30 protein-coding genes are annotated in these 25,619 nt (G+C 45.3%); 16 read left to right on the top strand and 14 right to left on the bottom strand.

Annotated elements, in window-relative coordinates; genetic code table 11:
- The first annotated feature begins 429 nt into the window (after positions 1-429).
- From A596_RS04150 to A596_RS04120, 7 genes are all read left to right on the top strand, one after another.
- On the top strand, positions 430-777 hold the full coding sequence (locus A596_RS04150; protein ID WP_152600091.1) for a hypothetical protein: 348 nt from the start codon (positions 430-432) through the stop codon (positions 775-777).
- A 61-nt stretch (positions 778-838) separates the two neighbouring features.
- On the top strand, positions 839-1,354 hold the full coding sequence (locus A596_RS04145; RefSeq protein ID WP_039912853.1) for a hypothetical protein: 516 nt from the start codon (positions 839-841) through the stop codon (positions 1,352-1,354).
- A 153-nt stretch (positions 1,355-1,507) separates the two neighbouring features.
- Positions 1,508-2,005, top strand: coding sequence for a hypothetical protein (locus tag A596_RS04140; RefSeq protein WP_039912852.1), 498 nt, complete (start codon positions 1,508-1,510; stop codon positions 2,003-2,005).
- Between the two features lie 370 nt (positions 2,006-2,375).
- Complete coding sequence (locus A596_RS04135) at positions 2,376-2,948, top strand: helix-turn-helix domain-containing protein (protein ID WP_039912851.1); 573 nt, start codon at positions 2,376-2,378, stop codon at positions 2,946-2,948.
- A gap of 142 nt (positions 2,949-3,090) precedes the next feature.
- A complete protein-coding gene (locus tag A596_RS04130) occupies positions 3,091-3,405 on the top strand; it encodes a carboxymuconolactone decarboxylase family protein (RefSeq protein ID WP_039912850.1) in 315 nt (104 codons plus the stop codon).
- Positions 3,406-3,700: 295 nt separating this feature from the next.
- A complete protein-coding gene (gene acuI, locus A596_RS04125; protein WP_039912849.1) occupies positions 3,701-4,678 on the top strand; it encodes an acrylyl-CoA reductase (NADPH) in 978 nt (325 codons plus the stop codon).
- 84 nt (positions 4,679-4,762) lie between these two features.
- Positions 4,763-5,179 carry a BLUF domain-containing protein gene (locus A596_RS04120; protein ID WP_052417217.1) on the top strand — a complete coding sequence of 139 codons (417 nt, stop codon included), beginning with the start codon at positions 4,763-4,765 and terminating at the stop codon, positions 5,177-5,179.
- Positions 5,180-5,255: 76 nt separating this feature from the next.
- Here A596_RS04120 and A596_RS04115 read toward each other — a convergent pair whose 3' ends face one another.
- The 4 genes from A596_RS04115 to A596_RS22565 all read right to left on the bottom strand — a co-directional run bounded on the left by A596_RS04115 (position 5,256) and on the right by A596_RS22565 (position 9,034).
- Positions 5,256-7,235, bottom strand: a complete 1,980-nt coding sequence (locus tag A596_RS04115; RefSeq protein ID WP_039912848.1) for a PAS domain-containing hybrid sensor histidine kinase/response regulator — start codon at positions 7,233-7,235, stop codon at positions 5,256-5,258.
- A 10-nt stretch (positions 7,236-7,245) separates the two neighbouring features.
- Positions 7,246-8,049, bottom strand: coding sequence for an alpha/beta fold hydrolase (locus A596_RS04110; RefSeq protein ID WP_084128032.1), 804 nt, complete (start codon positions 8,047-8,049; stop codon positions 7,246-7,248).
- A gap of 452 nt (positions 8,050-8,501) precedes the next feature.
- Positions 8,502-8,819 (bottom strand): hypothetical protein, encoded by a 318-nt coding sequence (locus tag A596_RS22880; RefSeq protein WP_152600090.1) that lies wholly within the window; start codon positions 8,817-8,819, stop codon positions 8,502-8,504.
- A 56-nt stretch (positions 8,820-8,875) separates the two neighbouring features.
- Positions 8,876-9,034 (bottom strand): con-10 family general stress protein, encoded by a 159-nt coding sequence (locus tag A596_RS22565; protein ID WP_084128030.1) that lies wholly within the window; start codon positions 9,032-9,034, stop codon positions 8,876-8,878.
- 653 nt (positions 9,035-9,687) lie between these two features.
- Between A596_RS22565 and A596_RS23845 the strand changes: the two genes are divergently transcribed.
- Together A596_RS23845 and A596_RS04090 are read left to right on the top strand one after the other, a co-directional pair.
- Positions 9,688-9,999, top strand: a complete 312-nt coding sequence (locus tag A596_RS23845) for a con-10 family general stress protein (RefSeq protein WP_039912845.1) — start codon at positions 9,688-9,690, stop codon at positions 9,997-9,999.
- A gap of 60 nt (positions 10,000-10,059) precedes the next feature.
- Positions 10,060-10,401, top strand: coding sequence for a DUF892 family protein (locus A596_RS04090; protein ID WP_052417216.1), 342 nt, complete (start codon positions 10,060-10,062; stop codon positions 10,399-10,401).
- A 414-nt stretch (positions 10,402-10,815) separates the two neighbouring features.
- Here the strand turns inward: A596_RS04090 and A596_RS04080 are convergent, their stop codons facing one another.
- Positions 10,816-11,040 carry a hypothetical protein gene (locus A596_RS04080; protein ID WP_039912843.1) on the bottom strand — a complete coding sequence of 75 codons (225 nt, stop codon included), beginning with the start codon at positions 11,038-11,040 and terminating at the stop codon, positions 10,816-10,818.
- Positions 11,041-11,213: 173 nt separating this feature from the next.
- Here A596_RS04080 and A596_RS04075 point away from each other — a divergent pair, with 173 nt between their 5' ends.
- From A596_RS04075 to chrA, 3 genes are all read left to right on the top strand, one after another.
- Positions 11,214-11,435 carry a hypothetical protein gene (locus tag A596_RS04075; RefSeq protein WP_039912842.1) on the top strand — a complete coding sequence of 74 codons (222 nt, stop codon included), beginning with the start codon at positions 11,214-11,216 and terminating at the stop codon, positions 11,433-11,435.
- A 397-nt stretch (positions 11,436-11,832) separates the two neighbouring features.
- Complete coding sequence (locus tag A596_RS04070; protein ID WP_235425613.1) at positions 11,833-12,714, top strand: chromate resistance protein ChrB domain-containing protein; 882 nt, start codon at positions 11,833-11,835, stop codon at positions 12,712-12,714.
- A complete protein-coding gene (gene chrA, locus A596_RS04065) occupies positions 12,711-14,078 on the top strand; it encodes a chromate efflux transporter (protein ID WP_039912841.1) in 1,368 nt (455 codons plus the stop codon). Before A596_RS04070 ends, chrA begins: the two co-directional genes overlap by 4 nt.
- Before the next feature lie 23 nt (positions 14,079-14,101).
- On the opposite strand, the gene A596_RS04060 is transcribed toward chrA, so the two are convergent.
- Positions 14,102-14,275: a ribbon-helix-helix protein, CopG family gene (locus tag A596_RS04060; RefSeq protein WP_039912840.1), complete on the bottom strand. Its 174-nt coding sequence runs from the start codon at positions 14,273-14,275 to the stop codon at positions 14,102-14,104.
- Between the two features lie 201 nt (positions 14,276-14,476).
- On the opposite strand from A596_RS04060, the gene dauA reads away from it, so the two are divergent.
- A complete protein-coding gene (dauA, locus tag A596_RS04055; RefSeq protein ID WP_039912839.1) occupies positions 14,477-16,216 on the top strand; it encodes a C4-dicarboxylic acid transporter DauA in 1,740 nt (579 codons plus the stop codon).
- Positions 16,217-16,247: 31 nt separating this feature from the next.
- Here the strand turns inward: dauA and A596_RS04050 are convergent, their stop codons facing one another.
- Both A596_RS04050 and A596_RS04045 read right to left on the bottom strand, forming a co-directional pair.
- The gene (locus tag A596_RS04050) at positions 16,248-17,027 is read right to left on the bottom strand and encodes a spermine/spermidine synthase domain-containing protein (protein ID WP_052417215.1); all 780 of its coding nucleotides are present in this window, start codon (positions 17,025-17,027) and stop codon (positions 16,248-16,250) included.
- A 10-nt stretch (positions 17,028-17,037) separates the two neighbouring features.
- Positions 17,038-17,268 (bottom strand): hypothetical protein, encoded by a 231-nt coding sequence (locus tag A596_RS04045; RefSeq protein ID WP_039912838.1) that lies wholly within the window; start codon positions 17,266-17,268, stop codon positions 17,038-17,040.
- Positions 17,269-17,691: 423 nt separating this feature from the next.
- Between A596_RS04045 and A596_RS04040 the strand changes: the two genes are divergently transcribed.
- From A596_RS04040 to A596_RS04030, 3 genes are read left to right on the top strand one after another with little or no spacing between them, the layout of a single operon-like run.
- Positions 17,692-17,880 carry a ribbon-helix-helix domain-containing protein gene (locus tag A596_RS04040; RefSeq protein WP_039912837.1) on the top strand — a complete coding sequence of 63 codons (189 nt, stop codon included), beginning with the start codon at positions 17,692-17,694 and terminating at the stop codon, positions 17,878-17,880.
- Positions 17,877-18,500 carry a trimeric intracellular cation channel family protein gene (locus A596_RS04035; protein ID WP_052417214.1) on the top strand — a complete coding sequence of 208 codons (624 nt, stop codon included), beginning with the start codon at positions 17,877-17,879 and terminating at the stop codon, positions 18,498-18,500. Before A596_RS04040 ends, A596_RS04035 begins: the two co-directional genes overlap by 4 nt.
- 36 nt (positions 18,501-18,536) lie before the next feature.
- Positions 18,537-18,881, top strand: a complete 345-nt coding sequence (locus tag A596_RS04030; protein ID WP_039912836.1) for a zinc ribbon domain-containing protein YjdM — start codon at positions 18,537-18,539, stop codon at positions 18,879-18,881.
- Between the two features lie 139 nt (positions 18,882-19,020).
- Here A596_RS04030 and A596_RS04025 read toward each other — a convergent pair whose 3' ends face one another.
- From A596_RS04025 to A596_RS04000, 6 genes are all read right to left on the bottom strand, one after another.
- Complete coding sequence (locus tag A596_RS04025) at positions 19,021-20,880, bottom strand: glycoside hydrolase family 9 protein (protein WP_039912834.1); 1,860 nt, start codon at positions 20,878-20,880, stop codon at positions 19,021-19,023.
- Positions 20,881-20,906: 26 nt separating this feature from the next.
- Positions 20,907-22,922, bottom strand: coding sequence for an alpha-L-arabinofuranosidase C-terminal domain-containing protein (locus A596_RS04020; RefSeq protein ID WP_052417213.1), 2,016 nt, complete (start codon positions 22,920-22,922; stop codon positions 20,907-20,909).
- 165 nt (positions 22,923-23,087) lie between these two features.
- Positions 23,088-23,783 (bottom strand): MBL fold metallo-hydrolase, encoded by a 696-nt coding sequence (locus A596_RS04015; RefSeq protein ID WP_039912832.1) that lies wholly within the window; start codon positions 23,781-23,783, stop codon positions 23,088-23,090.
- Entirely contained in the window at positions 23,780-24,604 is an 825-nt protein-coding gene (locus A596_RS04010) for a sulfite exporter TauE/SafE family protein (protein ID WP_039912831.1), read from the bottom strand. Before A596_RS04010 ends, A596_RS04015 begins: the two co-directional genes overlap by 4 nt.
- A gap of 60 nt (positions 24,605-24,664) precedes the next feature.
- On the bottom strand, positions 24,665-25,195 hold the full coding sequence (locus A596_RS04005; protein ID WP_039912829.1) for a rhodanese-like domain-containing protein: 531 nt from the start codon (positions 25,193-25,195) through the stop codon (positions 24,665-24,667).
- 9 nt (positions 25,196-25,204) lie between these two features.
- Positions 25,205-25,528, bottom strand: coding sequence for an ArsR/SmtB family transcription factor (locus tag A596_RS04000; protein WP_039912828.1), 324 nt, complete (start codon positions 25,526-25,528; stop codon positions 25,205-25,207).
- Positions 25,529-25,619: the final 91 nt, after the last annotated feature.

Raw genomic sequence — 25,619 nt, 5'->3', positions numbered from 1 at the left:
TACTCACGTATTTAGTGCCGATCTGTTGTCGGGGGTCGTAATCCCGACTGCGGGATTTACCGCAGCGCGGGCAGGTTAGGGGATGAGGGTAGTGTTGTCAACGCGCACGCTGAGTAAAAAAACCAGATTAATAGGCGAAATAAATACCTAGCGTTGACTTTTTAACATTTGTAGCGACCACCTGATCTGCACTGTGCGAATATCGACTCCACAAAAGAATTAGCAAGGAAATTTTCCGTCTTTCATCCAGTGGCCAATCTGGATGAAAGTCCCTTAGAGCCTGTAATGGCGCGTAATTGGTGGGTATGCTATAAATCACCAATCAAAAACTTAGACGGAAAGCTTCCGGTTTGAAAGGCGGAAACTTTCCGGCTAATAACATTGTTAAATGGTCTCAATGGCTAGATTCTCTAAGCAGGTAATAATGAATTGAATCTCTACTTTAAATCTTCAAATTTTAATTCAAATAAAGAACTGGCACGTTACATGTTCAATGAATTCGCTTCGCTGGGTTTGAATCCATCCGAGCCAGTGCATGAAGATTTTATGTGCATCATTAGTACCACTATAGAAAATGAATCAATAGTGTTCTATATGGGTAAAAATGACGAACCGTCAAATCCTACTCTATGGCAAATATGGCCAGAGCAAAGCATCCCACTCTTGAAACGAATATTCGGAAAGGTTAGTAAAAAGCCGGAACAACAAGCTAAAGTTATAGTTGAAAGAATAGTTGGGAACATAAATTCAGTTAGTGGTGTTGAGTGGGGCATTTAACAAAGCGGTCAAACATCGTTCCACTTCGCTCCACTGGACAGAATTTAAGTAGAGGAAAAACATGCTCCAAAATCTATATTTATCATTATTGGCCTCAGCTGCAATAGTCACGAGTAGTTTTGCAGCAGATGCTCCGTCAGCCCCACCAAAATTTTCGGAGCCCAGAAGTGCAGCTGCAACTTTTGTTGGGTCAATAAATTTCAGTATAGGCCGCCTAGGTTCAACTTGCGCCCCAATTCTTGGTGAGTCAGGTGGCTTCGCAAAATCTTTAGCTGAAATGTGGCAGTCTCAGAACGCCATATATTACACAACATCAATAAACTATTTTACGGAGTTATCAGTGAATATCTTGGACACAAAGGGGGCTGAAAGCTACTCCTTTTTTCAAGAAACGATTCGCCGAGAATTTGAGAAGACAGGCAATTCATTTGTAGATAATAAAATTGTTGGAAGCAAAAAGAAAAAAATAGAATCTTGCAAAAATTTAATAGAAAAAGTTAAGACCGGCGGGTTAAATATCACTGAAGCCAATGAGTTTGCTTCTACGCTTAATGAAATGGCAAGCGTGTTCAAATAAAGTGTTCTAACAAGTCGCTCAAGCACCGCGCACTACGTGCGCTGGACAGTTTTGAAGTCGCAGTTTTGCGGTTTTGCTGCGCAAAAGTGTTCCACAAAACCGCAACTTAAAAACTGCCGCTTAGCTCGGCGTTAAATTGCAATCGGAGGGAAAATGATTTTTGTCGGAATAATCGGAAATAGGAATTCAGGAAAATCGACGATAATAAAATCTCTATCGGGATGTGGAAATTCATCTTTCAGGGATTATATGGATGGATTTTCTAATCAATCAGTATATATATGTTGTGCATCACCTCAAGAAAAGAGGTTTGTATCAGGTCGTAAATTTGACTTGGCCGCAATTGAAGAAACAATGCAGTCCGCTCATAAGAAAGTAGGCTGCAGAGGCATGGTCGTAGCTATGCAGGCAACAGGAAAATCAAGACTTAGACCTGACTATATGAGTATCTTTCGAGCTGCCAAAAATAATGGATTTACCGAACTATATGCATTCATTGTAGATCCTGGGTATAACGATTCAGCATCAATAAAGCTTGAAAATACGAAAGAATTATCAGAATTATGTGTGGAAGTTAAGAGATTATCAGGTAAACACTTTCCACACTCTAATGCAACTTATATAAACAACATATCGCGCATTATATTTTGAATTTAACAAGAAACTGTTGTAGAAAATCTTAGATATAAGTTTAACGAATGTATCAAGCGGATGGTTTATATGTGCACATCAACTATTTGCTACGCTCATTTTAATGGTTTAAGTGTCTCAATAAACCACCGCTTATTAGGCGTTAGGTGAAAATGAAACTATCCATATCCTCTATGACTACGCGCCCGAAGAGCTGCATGAGGCCCACCGCATCGCTTTGCGGTAGGAAAATGCAAACCACCCAAGTGTGAAACTCGTAAGGCTGTCATGCTGATGTCAAGAGAGAAGCCGAAAGCGGTGATCCCGTAAGGTGAGAGTATCAATTTGTCGGTTAGCTCGGTGTCATGTATCAGGAGGAGATAGATTTACCTTGAAAATATATTATGTAGATGCTGAAAACATAGGCTTGAGCGCTCTGGAAGAACTGACCATTTCAGTATTGGACAGAGTTTTTGTCTTCACAAATTCAGAACATTTGAGGTCCGCCTGCACTAATGCGCTTGTTACATGTGTAAGCGGTTATCCAAACGGGCAGAATCAAGCTGACTTTTATATTATCGCCCACCTTTCAAATATACTTGCTCATTTATCAAAAGCTGAAAAAAAGGCAATTGAATTTTTACTTTGCTCAAAAGACCAAAATCTCTGGAAGGCATTTGAATTCCAATGCTATCTTGCTGGTGTTAAGTCTAGCGCACCTAACCTCGTTATTGAGGCGCAAATAAGTGTTTTTCCAGCTCCAGCTCCAGCTCCAGTTCAGTCTCCTTTAGAGCAAAGAATATTAAAGTTAATGGTTCAACCCATTACCGTTGTTGAAATTCAGCAAAAACTAAATGCTTCGCAATCTGAATTTACTGCTTCTTTTAATGTTCTAATTAAGGCAGGAAAAGTAAAACGGCATGAAAAATCTAAAAAAAAGTGGCTTCGTAATGTAAGCACGTAACAAAGCAAATCAAACTCGTTTCGCTTGGTTCCACCGGGCGGAATGTAAGCTGCGGCTTCTTATTTCTGCTGCGTAAAAAGTATTTCGTAAAACCACACTTAAACACTGTCACTAAACTCGTTAGGCACTAAAGGAGTCATCCATGAGTGTTTCAAAATCATTTTCTATGTTTATGCAGGAAGCACCTGCTCATGCCGAAGCGTGGATGCAGGCTGCGAAAGCGCTTGAGGCTGCTAGCGCTTTGGATAAAAAGACCGAGGAGTTGGCTTATCTTGCAGTCCTCGCAGCTACCGGAAATACTTCGGGAATTCCATTCCATGTGCTTTCCGCCAAGTCGCATGGTGCATCAAGGCAGGAAGTCTTGAGCGCTATTTTGCTCGGATTGCCTGCCGCTGGTGCTGTGGTTATTGGTGCAGTTCCTTTAGCTCTGGAGGCTTACGATGGGCAAGACAAATAAGCTTTGGCATGAAGAGAATAAAATGCCAAAAAACCCGACTATCCAGCAGCGTGTAGAATGGCATCTTGCGCACGCGCAAGTGTGTGAATGCCGTCCAATTCCTAAATCAGTTCTCAAATTTATTGACACACATAAACAAACGCCTGGTGCCTAACCAATCATTCCTGGGGGCGTACCGAGATAAGGTCGCGTCACGTGCACCTGATTCAAGCGTTAGGTAAAATATGACTATGAATCAAATTAACTGCCGTTGTGCGCGGCGTTAAGCAACCTAATTACACTGAGAGAATGGTTTATGTATAAAAGTATTGTTGTCACTAACGATGATAATGGATACATGTCAAATATCGCAGAGATTGCATCAAAACCTTTGCAAGAAGGAGAAGTTTCGGTTGAGGTGAAATATTCAACTGTAAACTATAAAGATGCGTTAGCCATTACGGGGCGTGCTCCGGTTGTGCGTAACTTTCCGCTGACACCGGGCATTGATTTTTCAGGCGTTGTGATTGAATCAAAACACCCGGTATGGAAAGCGGGAGACGAAGTACTTTTGAATGGTTGGGGTGTAGGTGAAAAATATTCTGGAGGATTGGCTGAGCAAGCGATTGTTTCAGGTGATTGGCTCATCCGGAAACCTGCCGAATTTTCTTTTAAAGAAACAATGGCAATTGGCACGGCAGGTTATACAGCTATGCTGTGTGTCATGGCTTTGCAACAGCATGGAGTAAAGCCAAATGATGGAAAAATTTTAGTGACAGGTGCAAATGGTGGTGTGGGCAATATCGCCATAATTATATTAAGTCATCTTGGTTATCAAGTTACCGCTTCAACTGGCCGCACTCAAGAGTCAGAATATTTAACCCGGTTAGGTGCGAGTGAAGTTATAAATCGTACTGAATTATCTTCACCCGGAAAACCGCTGGGCAAAGAAATTTGGGCGGGTGTGATTGATACCGTTGGCAGTCATACTTTAGCCAACGCATGCGCCTCAACAAAATATCGCGGCGCTGTCGCTGCGTGTGGCTTGGCGGGTGGAATGGATTTTTCCGCAACGGTGGCTCCATTTATTTTGAGAGGAATTACGCTATATGGAATTGATAGCGTGATGGCACCGCTCGATTTAAGGAAACAAGCATGGGAGCGGTTGGCTACTGAATTAGATAAAATTAAATTGGACGCCCTGATAACTGAAATTTCTTTAGCGGATACCTTGGGGGTTGCGGCTGACATCTTAGATGGAAAGGTCAGAGGCCGAATTGTTGTAAAACTGTAACGTTTTAAATTAGTACCACTCTCTAACGCCGCATGCGCGCGGTGGCTGGAACTGAAAGCTTGTAATGACATAAGGGGTAATCAAATGATTTGTGTTGTTTATATTAGCTCTGCAAAACTTGGCTTAACTCACAGTGAAATAATAAACATTGTAGAAGATTCCCGGATTAACAACGAAAAAAACGGGTTAACCGGAGTAATGCTCTTCAATAGCGGCAATTTTATGCAACTGTTGGAAGGCGAAGATTCGACAGTAGATGCGTTATACAAAAAAATTGAAAAAGATCGCCGTCATACCGAAGTGAAGCTCTTATTGAGGGAGCCGATCACTCACAGGAATTTTAGCAATTGGACGATGGGTTTTAAAAATATCGAAAAATTAAAAGAAACGAAGCCTGAACTGCTTAACTCATTCTTAACTGATGATTTTAATTTTTCTGTTTATCAAAAAAATCCCTATAGGGCATTGGAATTCCTGGAAACCTTCAAGAGGATAATTTAATCCTGGTGCATGTGAGTAGGATTCAAAATGAAGGAGCGTTAAATTTATACGGGTCAAAATAGAAGGGCGGATATATCTACGCTTGGGATGTTGTTTTGTCCAGCAACCGATTTAATTTTTGATAATCAATCGGTTTGGTTAAATGTTTATCAAAACCCGCTGCTTTAGCGAGGGCTTTATCTTTATCCTGGCCCCAGCCGGTAGCGGCAATTAAAAGAATATTATTGCCCCAGGGTTTTTGCCGCAGAAGGCGTGCGACTTCATAACCATTGATATCGGGAAGGCCGATATCGAGCAGTATCACATCGGGGCGAAACTCTTCGGCAGCGGTCAGGCCTGTTGTGCCGTCATGGACACTCCTGGTGATGTGGCCACTCATTTCCAGCAGCAAGGCCAGGCTCTCGGCAGCATCTACATTATCGTCCACGACTAAAATACGTTTACTGTTAGTTGTGGTTGTTTCAGGCCCTGCAAGCACCCCGGACGTTTTCGTACGCACTACGTCTTCTTGAGTAAGGGAAATGGGGAGTCGCACGATAAATTCGCTGCCTTTGCCATCGCCTTCACTTAATGCAACTATGCTGCCGCCATGAAGTTCAACTAATCCCCTTACTAATGAAAGCCCTATGCCCAGCCCGCCTTGCGAACGTTCCAGTGCAGGTTTGAGTTGGGAAAACATGGTGAATATAGTGGAAAGTTGTTCGGGTGGTATGCCTATGCCTGTATCGCGCACGGACAAAACTGCTTCGTTGTCATCCTGGAAAAGGTTTAAATAAATATCGCCGCCTGCCGGGGTGTATTTCGCCGCGTTGGTAAGTAAATTGGAAATAATTTGTACGATGCGCGTTGAATCAGCATCAACGATGAGTGGCGAGTCCGGTGTGCTCATTTTAAAATTATGTTTCGATTCGAGTATTAACGCCTGGGATGTTTCAACGGCATGCAGCGTTACCTCGCACATATCAATGTGTTTTTTGCGAAGCTCCAAACGCCCTTGGGAAATACGTGCTGCTTCCATCAGGTCATCAACCAAATGGGTCATCTGCGAGACGTGGCGCTCTATGATATCGCGCGACCAATGTATGAATGGATTATCTTTTTCTTTAAATCGCATTATCTCCAGCACATTGCGCATGGGGGCAAGCGGATTGCGTAATTCATGGGCGAGGGTGGCCAGGAATTCATCCTTGCGGCGATCAGAAATGGATAGTTGTTTATTCAGTTCATGTAATTGTTGTTCCGCCGCTTTGCGGTCAGAGATATCAATAACAAGGCCAAAAATAGAAAGGGCTTCGCTTTTTTCCGAATAGACCGCGTGGCCGCGACCTTCCATGGTAAGCCAGTTTCCGTCGGCATGTTGCAGGCGAAATTGCACTTCATAATTCGAACGCGTATCGACAGCTTTTTTTAATTCATTAGCGAAAGTAATCCTGTCTTCAGGATGAATCAACGCATAAAAATCATCCCGGCTTTCACCAAATTTTTTTTCACTGATAAAGCCCGTTAGTTGCTCAAGCTCCAGGCTCCACCATACTTCATGGGTTTGCAAATTTTCTGACCACACTCCCATGCGCGCACTTTGAATGGCGATGCTCAATATATCCCTGCTTTCGTGCAGTTCTTTCTGGGCTTCGTATAAGGATTGCAGGGTTTCCTCGGCAGTTTTTCGCGCGGAAATAAGCTCGCGTTCATACACCTTTCGATCCGTTGCTACCATAAACGCGAATTCATCAAAACGTTGTTCGCCTTGTTTATGCCGAATTGCATTGATCAGCATCGGTATCGCGATACCGTTGTGGCCGATAAGGTCTATTTGAATTTCTGCAACCGAACCTTGCATTTGCAATAGTGGCGCTAAGTGGGTGTGATGAAAAAAGCGGCCACCAACGGTAAATAATTCCTGGATCCGTTTTTTGCCGATCATTTCACTCGCTGCATAACCGAGCCATTTGCAGAAGGTGGCATTGGCCCTGCGAATGGTACCGTTTATTTCTGTGGTCACCAAACCACAGGCAGCGTGTTCATAAGTGAATGCAAGATCAGGGAGCGTGTGCATGACTAACGTTTTAATAAAAATATTTTTTCAGGTATTTCTCAATCGCCAGGGTGCTTGCATCCGGGGCGCTCAAGTGTGGACAATGGCCGACGTTATCAATAATGCACAACTCAGCATTGGGCATGGTTTTTTGCATATATTCGCCCACTGTTAAGGGTGCAATAAAATCATCGCTGCATTGGAGTATCAATGTTGGTGTAATGGATTTTGGCAGCGCATCCCGGTGATCAGAGAGGAAAGTTACCCGCGCAAAATGTTTGGCGATTTCAGGGTCAGTCCTGCAAAAACTGTTGGTTAATTCAATGCCCAGTTCCGGTTGGCGCGGTGCACCCATAATGGCTGGTGCCATGGTGCTGGACCAGCCCAGGTAATTGCTATCGATGGTGTTACACAATTCTTCAATATCGCTACGCGAGAATCCGCCAATATAATTTTCATCATTGATGTAACACGGGGAGGGGCCAATCATCACCTGGCATTGGAATTTATCCGGAGCAGCCACCGATGCTAGTAATCCGATAACCGCACTAACCGAATGCCCTACAAAAACCACAGGTGATGTGGTTACATCATCAATGATTTCAATCAAATCATCCGCATAAGCTTGCAGCGATCCGTACCGGTTAAAATCATAGAATGAAATATCCGATTGCCCGCTACCGACCAAATCAAATAGCACTACGGTATAGCGATCTTCAAATACAGGGGCCAAATAGCGCCACATATTCTGATCACAGCCAAATCCGTGGGCAAACACGATTGCTGTTGGGCCATTACCAATAACGCGGACATTGTTTCGCAGGCGGACATTCATAATCTATCTCAGGGCGCACCAGTAATTTGTTACATATATTCAATGCGGCCGGATCTAATATTTCCCAGGTAATTATGGGGCCGCAAGTTAACGGGTAATTATTAATAAAGATGACAATAATATGCAAGGCCGATTGAAATGATAATTTCTATATTGAAATCTGGCTTATGGTTTCAATCAGGTGCAGGCAGGTGCAAATAAAGTTTTTAATAATTTTTCGCGTTTTTTTCATCTGGATGGGTATTAAAAAGCGTATAAACAAGATGATTTTGTAATTTATTATTTTTGGTTTTGTAACTTTTTCAAAAATCTTTCGATGCGTTTTCGCCGTTGTTAAGAAAACCCGAAGTCCATTATTATAGTGCTTGTAAAAATGCAAAAATGACCAGCCTGTTAGAAAAACGTCGTTCAATTTTAACGGCCAGGTCATTGATGCATTGTGACAGGATTGACTATTGATTCGACCGGCCACCATTTGATCGTCCACCGTTATCAGTCCCATCAGTGTGGTTGTGATCAGTATTATTACCACTGTTTCCATTGGTGTTCGTGCGGTCCCGATCGGGTAGCTGTGTTCCCTGTCCATTGGTTGTGCCTTGTCCGTTAGTATTGTTTTGTCGGGTTGCGCTGTGGTTGGTCTTGTCATACTGACTGGATGCCGAGCTGGCATTGGCTCCCTGACGGGTAGTGCCAGTATTAGCCGGGTTTGCCAAGGTTAATGATGACATTACCATTGTCGATGCGGCAATTAACAATAATGTTGTTTTCATAAAAATCTCCAATATATTCCTACATATTTCTGTGTGTAAATTTCTACTAATCCTGATTAGGATTTGCGGCCACCACCATGACTGTGAGTCCCGCCTTTGCGACCTGCTTCAGCCGCTTTTTCAGGGTTGTCTTTAAAATTGCCACTATTGCCCTTGCCAGAGGTTTTGGTGTTTCCAGTTTTACTGTGGGATTTTTCCCGTTGAATTTTTGCCATGATATTTCTCCGAAATGAAATGGTTAACTATTAACAAATTTATAAGCCAGATTTTTAAATTTTTTAACCTGGCTATTTGGTGTTTGCAATATGGGGGCCAATCTCATATTTTTTTACTGCCTTGGTTTTGTGGTGAAATTTTTATTTTATATTGTTTTGATTTTTTTAAGTTTTTACATTGAAATTGTTTTATGAAATTTTCTCCGCTTCGCTTCGATTATTTTTTTTAAAATATTTTTATATTAATAATGAAATTACTGTTGTGTCGTCCGTTTATGTTTACATTGATAGTCAATGGGAGCAATATGGCTTCGACATCTTTGATGTTGGTAGCGCCTCTGTTAACCCACCACTTGGTAGTGGTGGGTTTTTTTATGAGATTAATTTTAATGTTGATCGTTATAATTTTTTCGGTAATTTTTTCGGTTGTAATAAGCGACTTTTATCCGATTTTAATGCGATTTTATTTTAAATAAGCACCTGTTGATATTTTTGTTGGGTTGGCTTCCAAATTAATTGTTAACTAACAAAACGAAGCGAAACGTGGTAATTAAAAATTTTAAATTTTTTAGAACTTTTGAATAATCTTGAGCCCTATTACTTACGCTATCGCAATTGCGAAGCGGAAATTAATCATCAAGAGGTAACTTAAAATGGCACAATCACAGAAATCAGAAAATCGCGGTTTTGCAAATGATCCTGAACGCGCAGCAGAAGCAGGGCGTAAAGGTGGGCAGGAAAGCGGTGGTAATTTTAAAAACGATCCGGAACGTGCTTCTGAAGCCGGCCAGAAAGGTGGTCAGGTGAGTGGAGGCAATTTCAAAAATGACCCGGAGCGAGCCGCTGAAGCGGGTCACAAGGGTGGTCAGGTAAGTGGAGGTAACTTTAAAAATGATCCGGAACGTGCCGCTGAAGCTGGACGAAAAGGCGGACAAAATAGTCATAAGAATGATCAGGAAGAGTAGTGCAATATCTTGAGAATTCCTTTAATTGACACTCGCTCCCATACCTGCCTCGCGGTGGGTATGGTTAACCGGTTACTATCCCGACGAATTGAAGAGTTAGGTACGAGTACGTCAACCTTGAAAAATGTTGCCGGGACTATAGTTGCAGCTGCACAAAATGTATCGGGAATGGTGGTAAGTGATGAGCCGGTAAAAGGTGTATTAGCACTGCATACCTTTAATCAAATGGCTATTGGATCTTATAAAATTCTTGTTTGTGCAGCTGAGGCTGAGCAAGATTTGGAGGCAAAGCAGATATGCCAGACAATAATAATCAGCCCTCGAGTGCCGCAACACACATCCATAATACGCTGGACAAAAATTTCCTGGAGGATTAACCATAGCGGCGTGCAGACAAAATAATGTTTGGACGTTAGCATGACCTCTATTAGCTCATGTGGGAATTGGGTCTTTTCTAATGGTTATACCAAATATGTCAGTATTGCGACCTTATTTTGTTAGCCCTGATTTCACTTGTGAGTTTTTCTACAGCAGTTCGTCCTTCCGTTAAATGATCATATATCCCCATGCATTTTCCGTTTCTGGTATTGATGACTTCAAAATGAAAACTCACTGCAAAGCCTCGATTGTCTTTGCACTCTACGAGATTTAATTGAAAATTGCCGTCGCAAAGGATAGGTGTCGTCGAGATCATAATTATCACCGCGATGTATATCGCTGCATCAGTAAACGTAAGTTAATCATAGGCGGTGATAAAGCGATGGCAAATAATCAGGTTGAAAATATGGGGCATTGTGCCCCCGCGAGCCATAATTACTATGCAATGAAACACACCTCGAAATAGAGTTTTCGAATGATTGATTTCCAAAACTCTGTTTTTTGTCGCATCACTTGTTCTGCTGTGGATAGGGACTCGAATGTTTGGCCGGAAGTATTTGGTGTTTCTATCAGCTCATAGTGGGAGCTATGGACGCCGTCAATATTCTCATCTTCAACCAGGATGATTTTAAAGAGATCGTTGCTGGAAATTATTGTTTTCATAAATACCTCCTGCGTTATTTTTATTTTAGTACGTAATATGCGATTGTAAATTTTGAATATGCATTTTTTAAAAAGTTTCAATACCTGTTGCCAGGAAACTGATGTGGAATATATGGGTCACACCTTAGTAGAGAGTTAATACTGTTTTAATTTTTTTCATATGGAGATCAATAATGGAAAAAGATAAGCAATATGAAGTCTACGGACCAGATGGAATTCCACTAGGGTATTTTCTTGATAATCGCTTGTATGAGTATAGGACCAGTACATGCGTTGGATTTCTAAATGATAAAGGAGAATTAATTGATGAAAACGAAGTGCTAGGGCATTTGGAAGGTGATGTATTAATACAACGTGATGGCACACGCATCACCATTCAATTAAAAAAAGAGTAGTTATGTTCCATTCTGTGGACATTCCTTTTTTAAATCGTTGTTCCATCATAATAAATTATTCGCTTAAAGCAGCTTGCATCGGCAAATTATTCAAAAACATCCCATCTACAATGTTGTCCCTTTGATCCGCTCTTATATGCGCTCAGGTAAATACCGCTATTACTACCATTTAAGAGGACAAGGGATTATCTGCGAACATCCGTTCCCTCCAGGCGACCGTAAATACTTCATGCAATATCGATGGGGTTGGCAGACATCGGCGGCTGGTAATGCTGTTGGAGGGTTGGATAAATATATTAATAATGTAGAATCCATAACAAATTTATTGAGTATTCTACATATTATGAAGTGGCTATTATTGATTTTATCGCTACCGACCAATAACACGGCGGCCCGCATGCGTGCGTGGAGGAACTTGAAAGGGGTGGGAGCAGCTGTTTTGCGTGACGGGGTTTACCTGATTCCTGCTAGCGAGGCCCATACCGCTGCTTTTGAAGAGGTCAGCCGTGATGTCATTGCTAATGATGGCTCTGCCTACATTTTCCCCACCGGGACGGCCGATGTTGGAGACCTTGGCGAGTTGTTTGATCGCCGTGAGGAGTACCTGGCCCTCCAGGCAGAGCTGCAACAATTGGCAAGCCAACCGGGGGTGAATGGCACACAGGATGCGCTCAAACAATTGCGAAAGCTGCGCAAGAGTTTCGCCTCACTGACGGCGATTGATTTTTTCCCGGGGGAATTGCAAACCCAAACCCAGGACGCTATCCAGGCTCTGGAATTGCAAATCAATCGTCAGCTCTCGCCCAATGAGCCCGGATTTGCCTCTGGCGATATTGCCCGCCGCAACCCCCTGGACTACCAAAACCGGGTATGGGCAACCCGCAAGCGCCCGTGGGTTGATCGCCTTGCCAGCGCATGGTTAATAAAAAAATTTATCGATCCCAACGCGCGCTTCCTGTGGCTGGAATCACCTGACGTATGCCCGGCTGATGCCCTGGGTTTTGATTTCGATGGTGCGGAATTCACCCATGTCGATAATCGCGTTTCTTTCGAAGTATTACTGGCAAGTTTCGATTTGAATCAACCCGGATTAATCCGCATGGGGGCGCTTGTTCATTACCTTGATGTTGGTGGCGTACAACCCCTTGAAGCCAGTGGGCTTGAACAAATCCTGTGGGGATTGCGCAACAGCATTCCCGACGATGACAACTTGATTGCGGCCGCTGAAGGTGTCTTTGATGCGTTGCTCGCCGCGTTTACCCATAAGGAAAAAGTATGAATTCCACAGCTACTGAATTAACACCGGAACAAAAACTGGAAGCACCGGCACCAGTAAGTTTTTGGGAAGCTTTTCGTTTCTGGCTTAAATTAGGCTTTATCAGTTTTGGTGGACCCGCCGGGCAAATTGCCATCATGCACCAGGAGTTGGTGGAACGCCGTCGCTGGATCAGCGAAACGCGGTTTTTGCATGCGTTGAATTACTGCATGGTATTGCCCGGTCCGGAAGCACAACAACTGGCGACTTACATTGGCTGGTTGATGCATCGCACATGGGGCGGAATTATTGCCGGTGTGCTTTTTGTATTGCCGTCATTATTTATTTTAATCGCGCTTTCCTGGATTTATATCGCTTACGGCGATGTGAGTTGGGTAGCCGGTTTGTTCTACGGTATTAAACCGGCGGTCACTGCCATTGTGGTGCAAGCCGCGCATCGCATTGGTTCGCGCGCACTGAAAAATAATGTGATGTGGGCTATTGCTGCTGCCGCGTTTGTGGCGGTTTTTGCGCTCAATGTGCCGTTCCCTTACATCGTGGTTGCAGCCGCACTGATTGGTTATCTGGGTGGACGTTTTGCACCGGATTATTTCACCGGCGGTGGTGGTCACGGTAAAGCGAATAAATCCTTCGGTGTTGCACTGATTGATGATCACACACCCACACCGGCGCACGCGGTTTTTCGCTGGTCACGTCTGGCACTGATTTTAATTTCCGGTGTTGTGTTGTGGGCAATTCCGCTCGCGGCGCTCTGGGGTTACTACGGCTGGGATCACACGCTCACACAAATGGCCTGGTTTTTTACCAAAGCGGCATTGCTTACCTTTGGTGGTGCTTATGCGGTACTGCCGTATGTTTATCAAGGTTCAGTCAGTCATTACGGCTGGTTGACGCCCACGCAAATGATCGATGGTCTCGCACTGGGTGAAACCACACCGGGGCCGCTCATTATGGTGGTAGCGTTTGTCGGTTTTGTGGGGGGTTATGTGAAAGCGGTGTTTGGTCCGGATTTATTATTTGTTGCCGGTGCCGTTGCCGCTACTATCGTTACCTGGTTTACTTTTTTGCCCTCGTTTATTTTTATTTTTGCGGGCGCTCCGTTTATTGAAACTACCCATAACGATTTGAAATTCACCGCACCATTACTCGCAATCACTGCTGCGGTCGTCGGCGTAATCCTGAACCTTGCGATGTTTTTTGGTTACCACGTGCTCTGGCCACAGGGATTCGCGGGCACTTTTGAATGGCCATCTGCGCTCATTGCGCTGGGCGCTGGTATCGCGCTATTTCGTTACAAAGTCGGCGTTATCAAAGTGATTGCTGCCAGTGCGCTGGTGGGGCTTGCTTTCACGCTTGCCGGTGTTTAATGCAAATTGGCGCAGCCGATGGATCATTTCTCCAGATTTTGATTTGCATAGGTTACCCCATGTTTTTCCAGGTATTCGCGGATAAGCTGGCGAACGACTTGTGAGGGGGTAACATCCTGGGTTGCACACAGTTGTTCAAAGGCATCTTTTTTGGTCGGATCAATCAGTATCGTCAGGCGGGCGGTCTTCTGTTCCATTGTTTCCATTTCTCAGCGGGTTTGGTTGTGCAATAAATAGCAGGGATAGGGAGCGCATTTTAACGGCTTCCAGGCAGGGAGGTTTACATCTTTCGGTTATTTTTTTGCTGATGGTTAAGCATTAATCGATAATAGAATTATAATTTTGTTATCATTTGATGGTAATTATTTTCGCATTGTTAAAACCATTACGAGGGATGCATGCCACATAGAACTCATTTGTTCTCGCTACGTATTGGACATGCAGTGCGGGAAAGCTGCATCACTGAACCTTACAGTGGACGGAGATTCGGGAAAGATCTGATTGCCGGGTTGACCGTAGGCGTTATTGCTATCCCCCTGGCTATGGCCCTGGCAATTGCCAGCGGTGTTGCGCCGCAATACGGGTTGTATACCGCTGCTATTGCCGGTTTTTTTATTGCCTTGACGGGAGGTTCCCGTTTCAGTATTTCCGGCCCCACGGCGGCCTTCGTTGTAATCCTTTATCCAATTACCCAAAAGTACGGTCTTGGCGGCCTGCTGCTGGCTAGTGTGATGGCTGGCATTATCTTGATTGCCATGGCTTTATTCCGGGTTGGTCGATTTATCGAATATATTCCCGAGCCGGTTACCCTGGGGTTTACCAGTGGTATAGGCGTGGTTATTGCGACTATGCAAATCAAGGATTTCCTGGGGTTATCAGTTGAATCCATGCCTGAGCATTATTGGGATAAGCTTATCTTGCTCGCCAGACTAATACCGGACACACATTGGCCCAGTCTCCTGGTTGCGGCAATTACCTTTGCAATTATGTTGTTATGGCCATTGTTGAGGGCGCCGGTGCCTGCCCATTTGCCCGCGTTATTCGCTGGCAGCATGGTGGCACTCTGGTTAAACAATACTGGCTTGGGTGTGGAGACGATAGCTTCACGGTTTCAGTACACCACAGCAGGGGGAAGTGTGGGGCACGGTATTCCACCCATGCTTCCGGTGTTCCAATGGCCATGGACACAGCCGGGAGGTGACGGGGAGTCATTGACATTGGGATGGGGAGTGGTGCGCGATTTATTGCCCGCCGCGTTTGCCATTGCGATGCTGGGGGCTATTGAGTCCCTTTTGTGTGCGGTCATCATGGATGGGATGACCGGTAAGCGACATAGCGCGAACAGTGAGTTGCTCGGGCAAGGGATTGGCAACCTTATCGCCCCGTTTTTTGGTGGCATCACTGCAACGGCTGCAATCGCGCGCTCGACTGCAAATTACAAAGCAGGCGCTGAATCCCCGGTGGCAGCGATGGTTCATGCATTGGTTATTCTCCTGGGATTGGTTGGCCTTACAACATTGCTGGGTTACCTGCCTATGCCAGTAATGGCTGCGTTGTTATTGGTAGTAGCCTGGAACATGAGTGAGGCACCAAAAAGTTTGCATTTATTAAAAACATCGCAACCAGGTGACCGCTGGATATTTCTTACGTGTTTTGCATTAACCGTTATGGTTGATATGGTGATTGCGATTACGGCGGGCATTTTGCTGGCGGCAATACTGTTTATGAAAACGATTGCCGATATGACCCGCCTTATTGATATCTCTGGAAATAATCAATATTTGAGTAAACCGCTTCCGGAAAATTGGCGAGTGTTCAAAGTAACTGGCCCGCTATTTTTTGCTGCCGCCGACAAAATATTTAGCGAGTTAACGCGTTACTGTACTGCGGGCAGGGGGGTGATTCTTTATCTCGATAACGCCACGGTGCTTGATGCGGGAGGTGTTGCTGCGCTCACGAAGCTGATCTCTCATTGTGAACATGCAAACGCACAGTTAATTCTGACTGATATTCAGTTCCAGCCGCTAAAGACACTCGCGAAAGCGCAGGTGAAGCCTATTACGGGAGTGTTCAACCTGTATCCATGCTTGCGCGATGCGCTGAATATAATTGATCCTCACAACGAATCTAATCGATGAAGCAAAGTGATACGGCTAGGTATTAATGTAATTATGCAGTCAGATGCTCAAGGCGCTGGAACAAAGGCATAAATGTTTCATTTAATATTTTCTCCATTTTTCTCAGCTTAACCGGTGCTTGCTCGTAATCGACACTGGAGGATTTTCCGGCAAACAAAATATGATTTCCGTATGCGCCCGAGCACACCATGAGAGTGCTGAAATGATCAATAAGGCATTCAAAAAATGGCGAGTTGGGATCCGGCAATAAATGGTAATTAATCACCAGCCAGCCATTTTTGCTTAAGGTCCGATAGCATTCCTGTATAAATTGTTTTTGCCCCTGGATTGGGCTCATGTGATAAGCGTCGTACATGTCGGCAAAAATAATATCGGTACTGGCGTCCTTGCTGGATTTCATTTTTAGCTTGGCATCTTCGATTGATACCCATACACGTTCATCATCGGGGATATCAAAATACTCCCTGGCGATTTCATAAACTTTAGGGCGCAATTCCACCACATGAAAATCGCAGTGCGATAAATAGTGGTGCAAGCTGCGTAATAAACTGCCGCCACCCAATCCCAGCAGTGTAGTGTGGCGTGGTTCCATAAACCCCAGCACCAGCATCATGATGCGTGTGTATTCATGCACCAGCGCGTAGGGCTTCTCTACATAAAAACCGCTCTGTTCATAAATGGAATCAAAGCTGAGTACGCGGTAGCGAGGGTAATCAACCACCAGAATATTGCCGTAAGCATCACTGGTGCGGTGTACAACTTTTCCATCGGCCATTGTGGAGGCGCCCGTTAACAAACATTTCAATTTCATGGATGTATCTTTAAAGAACGACATTGGCTTGTTTAATGCCCATTGAACGTAATAGCAGTAATGCTTGATTCGCGTCCGTAGTGGTCATTACCCCGTCAAATTCATCCATTAGCAGAAAACTTTTTCCGTCCCCTTCGCGAATCCAGATAACCCATTCCGATAACTCGGCCGGGTTGCGCATCATTTCAATCGCAATAGTTTCGTTAGCAAGAATTTTTTCTTTTACTTCAGATATTTTCATGTCAATAACATTTCATAAATGCGCCTGATGAGCGGTAGACGATTGATCAGTAACTGCTGTACATCGCCAGCGCGCAAGGCTAACGAAATGCGTCACCGCCAGGCTTTGTTGGTTTTAGGTTGGATGGGTGGGGTTTTTGCCAGTTGTTCCGTCGTGCTCTGCGAAAGGAAAAGGAATGAGTTTGTGCGGCATACCCCGGTGTATTGTTATCAGTATAACGACCATTATCATTCAATGCTAATTTTATTATAATTATGTTATCATTATTGCGATATGCGTATGTGGGGTTTGGATGACATGAGAGTCATGGTACTTAGGGCTACCAGGTTGCGGCACAGGAAACGGGGGCGATTACTGTTTTGCAAGCTGCATTCGCACCGTTCAATCCCCCCTTATAAAACCTTTGACGATGAGAGCGTGGATATGGAGCAAAAAACGGCGCGCCTTACAGTGCTGATCGATCCCACCAAGAAAGATGCCTTTGAACAGCTGTGCGCAATCCAGGATGTGACCCCGTCACAAGTAGTCCGCCAATTAATTCGTGAATACCTGGATAAGCATGGAATCACCTACGCTAACCAGGCGCAAAACCCCAATGGCACGAATGAATGAGTGTGATTAATTGGCTCTACATGAGCGATTGTTTGGGGGTACTGGTGTTCGCCGTGAGCGGTGCACTCGCTGCCGGGCGTCGCTCGATGGATATTTTCGGGGTGCTGGTCATCGCATTTATCACGGCATTGGGAGGCGGTACTTTACGTGATTTGGTGTTGGGTATTCACCCGGTAAGCTGGATCGGTAATCCCGTGTACTTATTGCTGGTGACCATTGCGGTAGTGCTAACGCTGATGGGGCAACGTATCACGCACCGTTTTGACCAGCGCATCATGCTGGTGTCAGATGCGTTTGGTTTGGCGGTATTTACGGTAATTGGTGTGCAAGTGGCGCTGCATCAAGCTGTATCCGCACCGGTTGCAATCATGATGGGAGTCGTCACCGGTACGGCGGGCGGCGCCATACGTGACATCATTTGCAATGATATTCCACTCATTTTGAAACGTGAAATTTACGCAACCGCCAGTGCGCTGGGTGGAATTGTTTACTGCATCCTCGACGCACTGCAATTCGCCATAGTTGCAAACACACTCATCAGCATGTCCTGCGTGTTGGTGTTGCGGCTCTGGGCGGTAAAAGCGCAATGGGCACTGCCTTCTTTTGTACTCGAAAAATGAAACATTTTATTTTTAGCTCTCGCCGGAGATTCATCAATGACTCAACTTCCACCCTGCCCGAAGTGCAACTCGCAATACACCTATCAGGATCAAAATCTCCTGATTTGCCCCGAGTGCGCCCACGAATGGTCACCACAAGCGCAAGCCAGCGACGAGACCGACATCGCCAAACAAGTTCGTGATGCCAACGGCAACCCGCTTGCCGAGGGTGACTTCGTTACTGTCATCAAGGATTTAAAAATTAAAGGCTCTTCATCGGTGGTGAAAGTAGGCACCAAGGTAAAAATATTGCGTTTGGTGGATGGCGATCATGACATTGACTGTCGTATTGAAGGCATTGGCCCGATGATGCTGAAATCGGAATTTGTGAAAAAAGCGTAATCCAATCGGTAACCTGAATGTTCAATCCGTCGAGGCGGAATTTGACGTTCATCTGGTGAGGCCAGTTGTTCACAGGATTATTAACTGGCTGGCTGATTTCAAGTAGCAGCCATGCAACGCATGACTGCTACTGTTGTTATCATTTTGTTAAAACTTGAATAGCTGCCGTTACATAAACCAAAGGTGCATTCCAGTTAATGGCGATTTCATTACTCGCGTAACTGCACTCATCATCCAGGTAGGATTTGGCTGGTAATGTAGATGGATAAGGTTTGCTGCAATTCAATTTGTCTTCTTGCCCGGCATTCGAACCACCCGCGAGGAAGCCAGGGATAGCACCAGGGATACCATCGGCCGCTGAGGGGCGATGATGGATATTTTGGGGTGTTTTTTTACCGAAGCCGGTCACAAATGAATAGTCAGTGGCATTGCGGCCAAGGACATAATCCAGCAGGGATTGTGCAGCAGATAGATAACCGGTTTTTGACGTGTCAGCCTGATAGGCCTCCAACAATACCCATGCTTGATTCAGAATGCCTGAGTTGCTACCCCAGTTAAAGTCACGGTTGTTAATCGCCACCGCATAGGCAGAACCATTCGCTTTCGTTTCGATAGCCTTGGCCAGGTTATCCAGTTTGCTCTTGATTAAGGTTGTGTCTGCTGCTGTGGTGAGATTACCACTGTGGCGAACGAGCGAGAAAAACCCCAGTGTTTTTACACCACCCCACCAGGGAGCGTCAGGTGTCATATTGGCCAGGTTTGCCTCTGTATAGTAACTGTCAGTTTTGGTTGTGATGTAAAGCTCGGTGGAGGCCCAGGCAAATTCATCACTGACATCGCCATCACCGTATTCTCCGGTAGAAATGTCTGAGGGTTGTGAGTAATACACCTTGGGGTTGGCTTTAGCCCAGGCATACGCCGCTTGCGCCGCGTTGAGCATTTTGGTGGCAAGGCCAGGGAGTTGCGCCTCGTAATTCGCGTAGATGCGGCTGGCTGCTGCCATGGTCGCGGCAAAATCGAGCGCAGCTGCAGTTGTTTTTTGCACCACATAACGATCAGAAATATCATTCGCCGGCATCACGAAACCACTGAAGGATTTGCTGGTGAGTTTATGGTAAACGCCACCATCGTTGGGATCTTGCATCGCCAACATCCATTCCAGGTTCCACAGTGCCTCATTCAATAAATCCGGCACTGCGTCACCGCTCTCGGGAATATTCAGGTTTTGGTTTTTAAAGTAATCGGAAAAACTTTCGTAGGCCGCCAGAAGTGTGTAAGTGGAAATGCCTGAGTTAACGACATAAAGATTGTAATCACCGGCATCATACCAACCCTTGGGGGCGGAAATGATTGTACCTTCGGGGCGCTGGATGCTCCTGGCGCTGGCATGGATGAGCACTTTATCATCCATGTGCCCGGCGGCGCGTTTGTAGGCTCCCGCATGTGTTTCGAGTAATTCGGTTGAGGCGCGATTGAAATAAAATGCTTTTATCGCACCCGCGTTCAAAGCATCGTAAGCCGAATTCGATACGGTGAATTCGGCGGCTTTTTCTACACCATCAACCAGTAGCTCATAGGTACCGGGTTTAGTGATAGCGGAAACATCCGCGAGCTTTACAGATTCCTGTGATGGCGCCCAGGTTGCTGCAGCGCCGAGCGTGCCAGTCAGCGCGGTACTGTTATCAGACGTATCGATCACACGAAAAGTGGTTGCCGCAATGGCTGGAACAACGGCGAGTTTTTGGGCGTTGGGTTTAAAACCCAGTTGATTTATTTTAATCAGTACCTGGGTAACAGCTGCGTCGCTGGAGCTTGTTGTTGCCGTGCTCGATGAGATATTGGAGCTCACAGCAGCGCTCGACTTGCTGCTACTTGAACTGGTTGTTGTGGATGTTGCGGCTGTGCTGGAAGCGGGTTTTGAACCGCCACCTCCACCATCTCCACAGGAAACGCCGGCGAGGCAACACATTAACACGCTAAGTGCGCGGATTCTTTTCATTTTAGTTCTCCAGATCGTGTATTTTTTTATTGTTTAACAGAAATATTTTTTTGCATTACAGGAATACTAATGACTGATACCGAATGTGGTGGTGCCTTGTAGGTTGCCACATTATTGAATTTTTCCGTGTGTGTTATGGGGGTGATCACGGAAGGCGATGCAAAACTGTTTTCAGCTTGCAAATTATTGGCGCTGAGCAAGGTCACTGTGGCTTTTCCCTTCATCACGCCGGCAGGCATGTTTAACTGGATGTTAAGCGCTTGTGCATTTGTGTTTACCAATTTCAGGGTCAGCGATTTGTTCTGCTTATCAGTAACCGCAGAAGCATAGAGTCCATCCTGGCCTGTTAATGGTTTTCCATCATGCGTGATACGCACAAGTTCGGTGCCTTTATTATTGGAAAATAATTTTTGTACCTGGTAATTGGCAGTGGCAAGGGCCTGTAAGTTATTAAACCAGATCATATTAGGTGACCATTGCCAGGCCTCGGTGTGTGCCATCAAGGGAGCGTAGGAAGTCATATGTACCAGATCAGCATTGCGTTCCAGTCCGGTCATAAAAGCGGCTTCAGCGAGTGCAGTTTCCCAGGAGTTTTTATTATCCGGGCTCACCACCGCAACGCTTTGCGCTGCATACTCGCCTGCAAAAATTTTCGGGCCATTGCGATCATAATCGTCATAGCGTGTCGCGTTGTTTTTAAACCAGGCGATGTCTTTGTAATAGTGCTCATCGATAATATCGGCGCCCAGTTTTTTCAGTTCGCGATGGGCGTAGTCAAACATCTGGCCTTCAGCAAAGGGGCCTGAACCGGAAACCAAAATAATATCGGGATATTTTTTCTTTAATACGGTTTGGAAAATTTTGTAGCGCTCTATGTATTGCGGGCCCCATTGCTCGTTACCAATGCCGATATATTTCAAGTTGAAAGGTTTCGGGTGTCCCATTTCTACGCGCACCTTGCCCCAGGGTGAATCGGCAGTTCCGTTGGCAAATTCAATCAAATCAAGCGCATCCTGGATGTAAGGGTCCAATTCAGAAACCGGCACCAATTCACCGGTATTGAATTGGCAAGCGATGCCGCAACTAAGTACGGGAATTGGTTCCGCACCCAAATCTTCGGCAAGTTGGAAATACTCGTAAAAACCCAGCCCGAAACTTTGAAAATAATCGGGCGTAAGTTTGTGTTTGAATTCCGTATTCCAGCGACTGACCATGGTAGGGCGACTGTCAGTTTGGCCAAGGGTATTTTTCCATTGATAACGTTGGGCGAGGGTACGTCCCTCAATAATGCATCCGCCGGGAAAACGTAAAAATCCCGGTTTTAAATCTGCCAATAATTGCACCAAATCTTTGCGCAAGCCTTTTTCCCGCCCCTTCCATGTATTATTTGGAAAGAGCGAAACCATATCCATATCCAGGGTGCCCGTGCCTTCAAATGAAATTCGTAGCGATGCTTTTTCTTCGGTACGTTTTGCCACCAGCCTGCTTTCATATTTATGCCAATCAGCATGCGCCAGCGACACTTTGGTTGAAGCAATGATCTCTCCTTTTGCATCAATTAATTGGGCGACGACGTTTTTAATAGTTCGATTCGGGTTGTTCGCATAAAAGGAGAGTAGGTAACCCTCGCCGTTGTGAATACCCATTCCGCGAAAACCTTCATTAACAAGGCTGTAATGTTGATCATTAAAAACATTAATGCGCAGTACATTTTTATTGGTTTTGTTGTCGGCAAAATGCAACGTGTTCGCGATGCCCGAATTTTCATTGGTAGCGTATGGGTCTGTCGCAGGTTGGCTCCATCCCATCATGGGTTGCTCAAATTCAAATGAGCGATTTTTCACCAGCTCCGCGTAGAGTCCCCCATCCGCAGAAAAGTTAATGTCCTCAAAAAAGATGCCATACATGGTGGGCTGGATATTAGCTGATGCTGTGAGATCCACATCTAATGGAATATTTTCTTGTGCAACTGACGGAGTCGAGCACAACGAAAATACAGAAAAAAATGAAATGGTTTTAAGTGCGGCGCGAATATTTTTCATCACTTTTTTTCTACTTTGTTGGCGATTATAAATTGGGTAACAATTATTGATATTGTCAGACAATTATGTGCCAACTACTATTCTGCTGCTTGATTGATTAACAAAAATTTAACTTTTCCTTTGGGCGGAAATTGATTTGTTACTAAATGTAGCGTTTATACAATGTTAGTTCTGTCCGCAAGCGCGATTGGCTGGTACCGCTATATCCATCAATGTCGGATTGGGTAATTTCAGGTTATTCATTAAGTCCACATAAGCCTGCATGTGCTTGACTTGCAAGCGCGGGTTATGTGCTTTTTCTTCACCAATGGTGCTGCGTGTCCACCCTTTGTAATCATGGCCAGGGTAAACCCAGGTGGTTTCCGGCAAGAGCAATAATTTTCCAAACAGGCTTTGATATTGATCCTGCGCGCTACCGTTTTGAAAATCTGTGCGGCCCGTGCCGCGAATCAACAGTGTGTCGCCGGTAAATAAATATTGTTCGATACCATCGATTAAATGAAATGTATAGGAATCATCGGTGTGGCCCGGTGTGTACAGTGCAGTGAGTGTAAGTTTACCGACGGAAATTTTTTCACCGTCGTGCAGTGCCTGGGAAACACACGCTGAATGTGCTTCCTCCCCGAGCAGGGTAGTGCAACCGGTTAAATCACGCAGCTCACCCGCGCCGGTAATATGGTCGGCGTGGGTGTGTGTGTCGAGCGTATATGCGAGGGTAAGATTTAATTCGTGCAGCAATTGTATGTACTGCGAGACTTCGGACTTCACCGTATCAATTAATGCTGCTTTGCGAGTTTCTTCACAGGCGATGAGATAAGTGTAGGTGGAGGACTCTTGTTCAAACAGTTGACGAAAAATCATAATTGCCTCGCGATAATCACAGTTGCAATAATTAATAAACTCAACGCAAACAATTTTTGTAGCGCCGCACTTGCAATTTTGTGGCTGACAGCTTGTCCGATCATCATGCCAATGGTTCCTCCGGTGGCGATCAATAACAGCCAATTCCATTTTATTGAATCATCCATGGCTAAATGACTAATAAATCCGGAGCTGCTGATCATGGCAATAATTAGCAATGATGTGCTTACGGCTTGCGCCATGTTGACTGCGCTGAGTGCCAGTAACAGCGGGACAATTAAGAATCCGCCACCGACACCAAATAAACCCGATAAAATTCCGACGGCCAAACCACCAATTATCAATCCGCTCACGCAACGTATGCGCAATTCAAATTGACCGTTGGGATTCAGATTGCATAAATGTTCGAGCGGCGGTGTATTGGAAAAGTTTCCAGCGCGAACAATTTGTGCAGCGGCGGGATTTTTTTGTGCACCCAGCCACATGCGCCCGGCAATCACGATGGCTAACAAACCGAATCCAGTGATTAGCCATATTGCATTCATCTGTAGCCCTAACCATTTACCCAAAGGTGCAGTTAATGCCCCGCTGAAAGCTAATATCAGCCCGGGCTTCCAGAGCACGCTTGGCGCACTGCGTGAAAAATAATTACGCAGGCTCGCATAAAGTGTGGTTGTAGCTACCGCGCCGAGCGACATGCCAGTTGCATCGGTCATCGACATTCCACCGAACAATATCAGTAGTGGTACTGCGAATACCGAGCCGCCTGCACCGGTGAGGCCGAGTATCAAACCAATCAGTAAGCCAATCAGCAGTAGCACGTTTTATTTCTCGCGTTAGGTCACAAAAATGCCGCCCTGGTTACTTCCTAATATGGTGTTTCATTTATTCCAGGGTGCTTTGGCGATCAACATACCCATTGGGCAAATATCGGTAATGCCCGCAAAGGTGAGGCCAGCGCCCACAAAGGCACAGAGTCCAAAAAAACCGGGATTTACCCAGGTACCCAGTGCGGCACCGATGATGATTAATAGTCCCGCTGCGATACGCAGTTGTCGTTCCGGTGAAATGACATTGTTGCCGCGCGCGATAACAGGAATGTTTGATTGCTTCACGGCATTCATGCCGCCCTCAATAACGACCAATTCAGCATCAAGCTTGCCTGTTAATTGCTCCGCAGCCATTTCAGCACGCTTGCCGCCCTGGCAAAGGAGGTAAATAGGAGTAGCATTTTTACCGCTTTTGCGAATCTCGGCTTGCAGGCGCTCGGGCGTTAAATCATGCAATGGAATGTGTAAACAATCCGGCAATCCGCTGGCCTTCACTTCGGCGGCGGTGCGCACATCCAGGATGCACATGTCGGCGGTTTTGTTAGCCATTAAATCAATCGGGTGAATACGTTTATGACTCATCGTGTTACCTCATGCGCTTGGACAATAAATAGATTGCAATACCGCGATGACTTTGGAGGCTTCGTCACCCTGTACGCGGTAATAAACGGTTTGAGCTTCTTTACGGGTGCTTACTAAGCCAGCCTCACGCAGGCTGGCCAAATGCTGCGACAGCGCCGATTGGCTCAAAGGAACCCGTGCATTCAGCTCCCCCACGGAAAGCTCACCGTCAAGCAAGGTGCACAAAATCATTAGGCGGTTCTCGTTTGCCAGTACTTTGAGTAGTGCTGCGGCTGATTGGGCATGCTGCTGCAGGGCTTCCAAACCCTTGTGATCTGTTTTTCGGTTGTTCATGGTTTGCTTCTTCTCACGAGGATGTCCCCAGTATATTAGTTTATTTTAAATTAGCAATTTCTAATTTAAGTTTTTCTAATGTTTGTGGGTT

Source organism: Cellvibrio mixtus subsp. mixtus J3-8, from assembly GCF_000766945.1.
Classification (GTDB): domain Bacteria; phylum Pseudomonadota; class Gammaproteobacteria; order Pseudomonadales; family Cellvibrionaceae; genus Cellvibrio; species Cellvibrio mixtus_A.
Note: the sequence above shows the minus strand (reverse complement) of the source record. Positions and strands in the feature narration are given on the sequence as shown.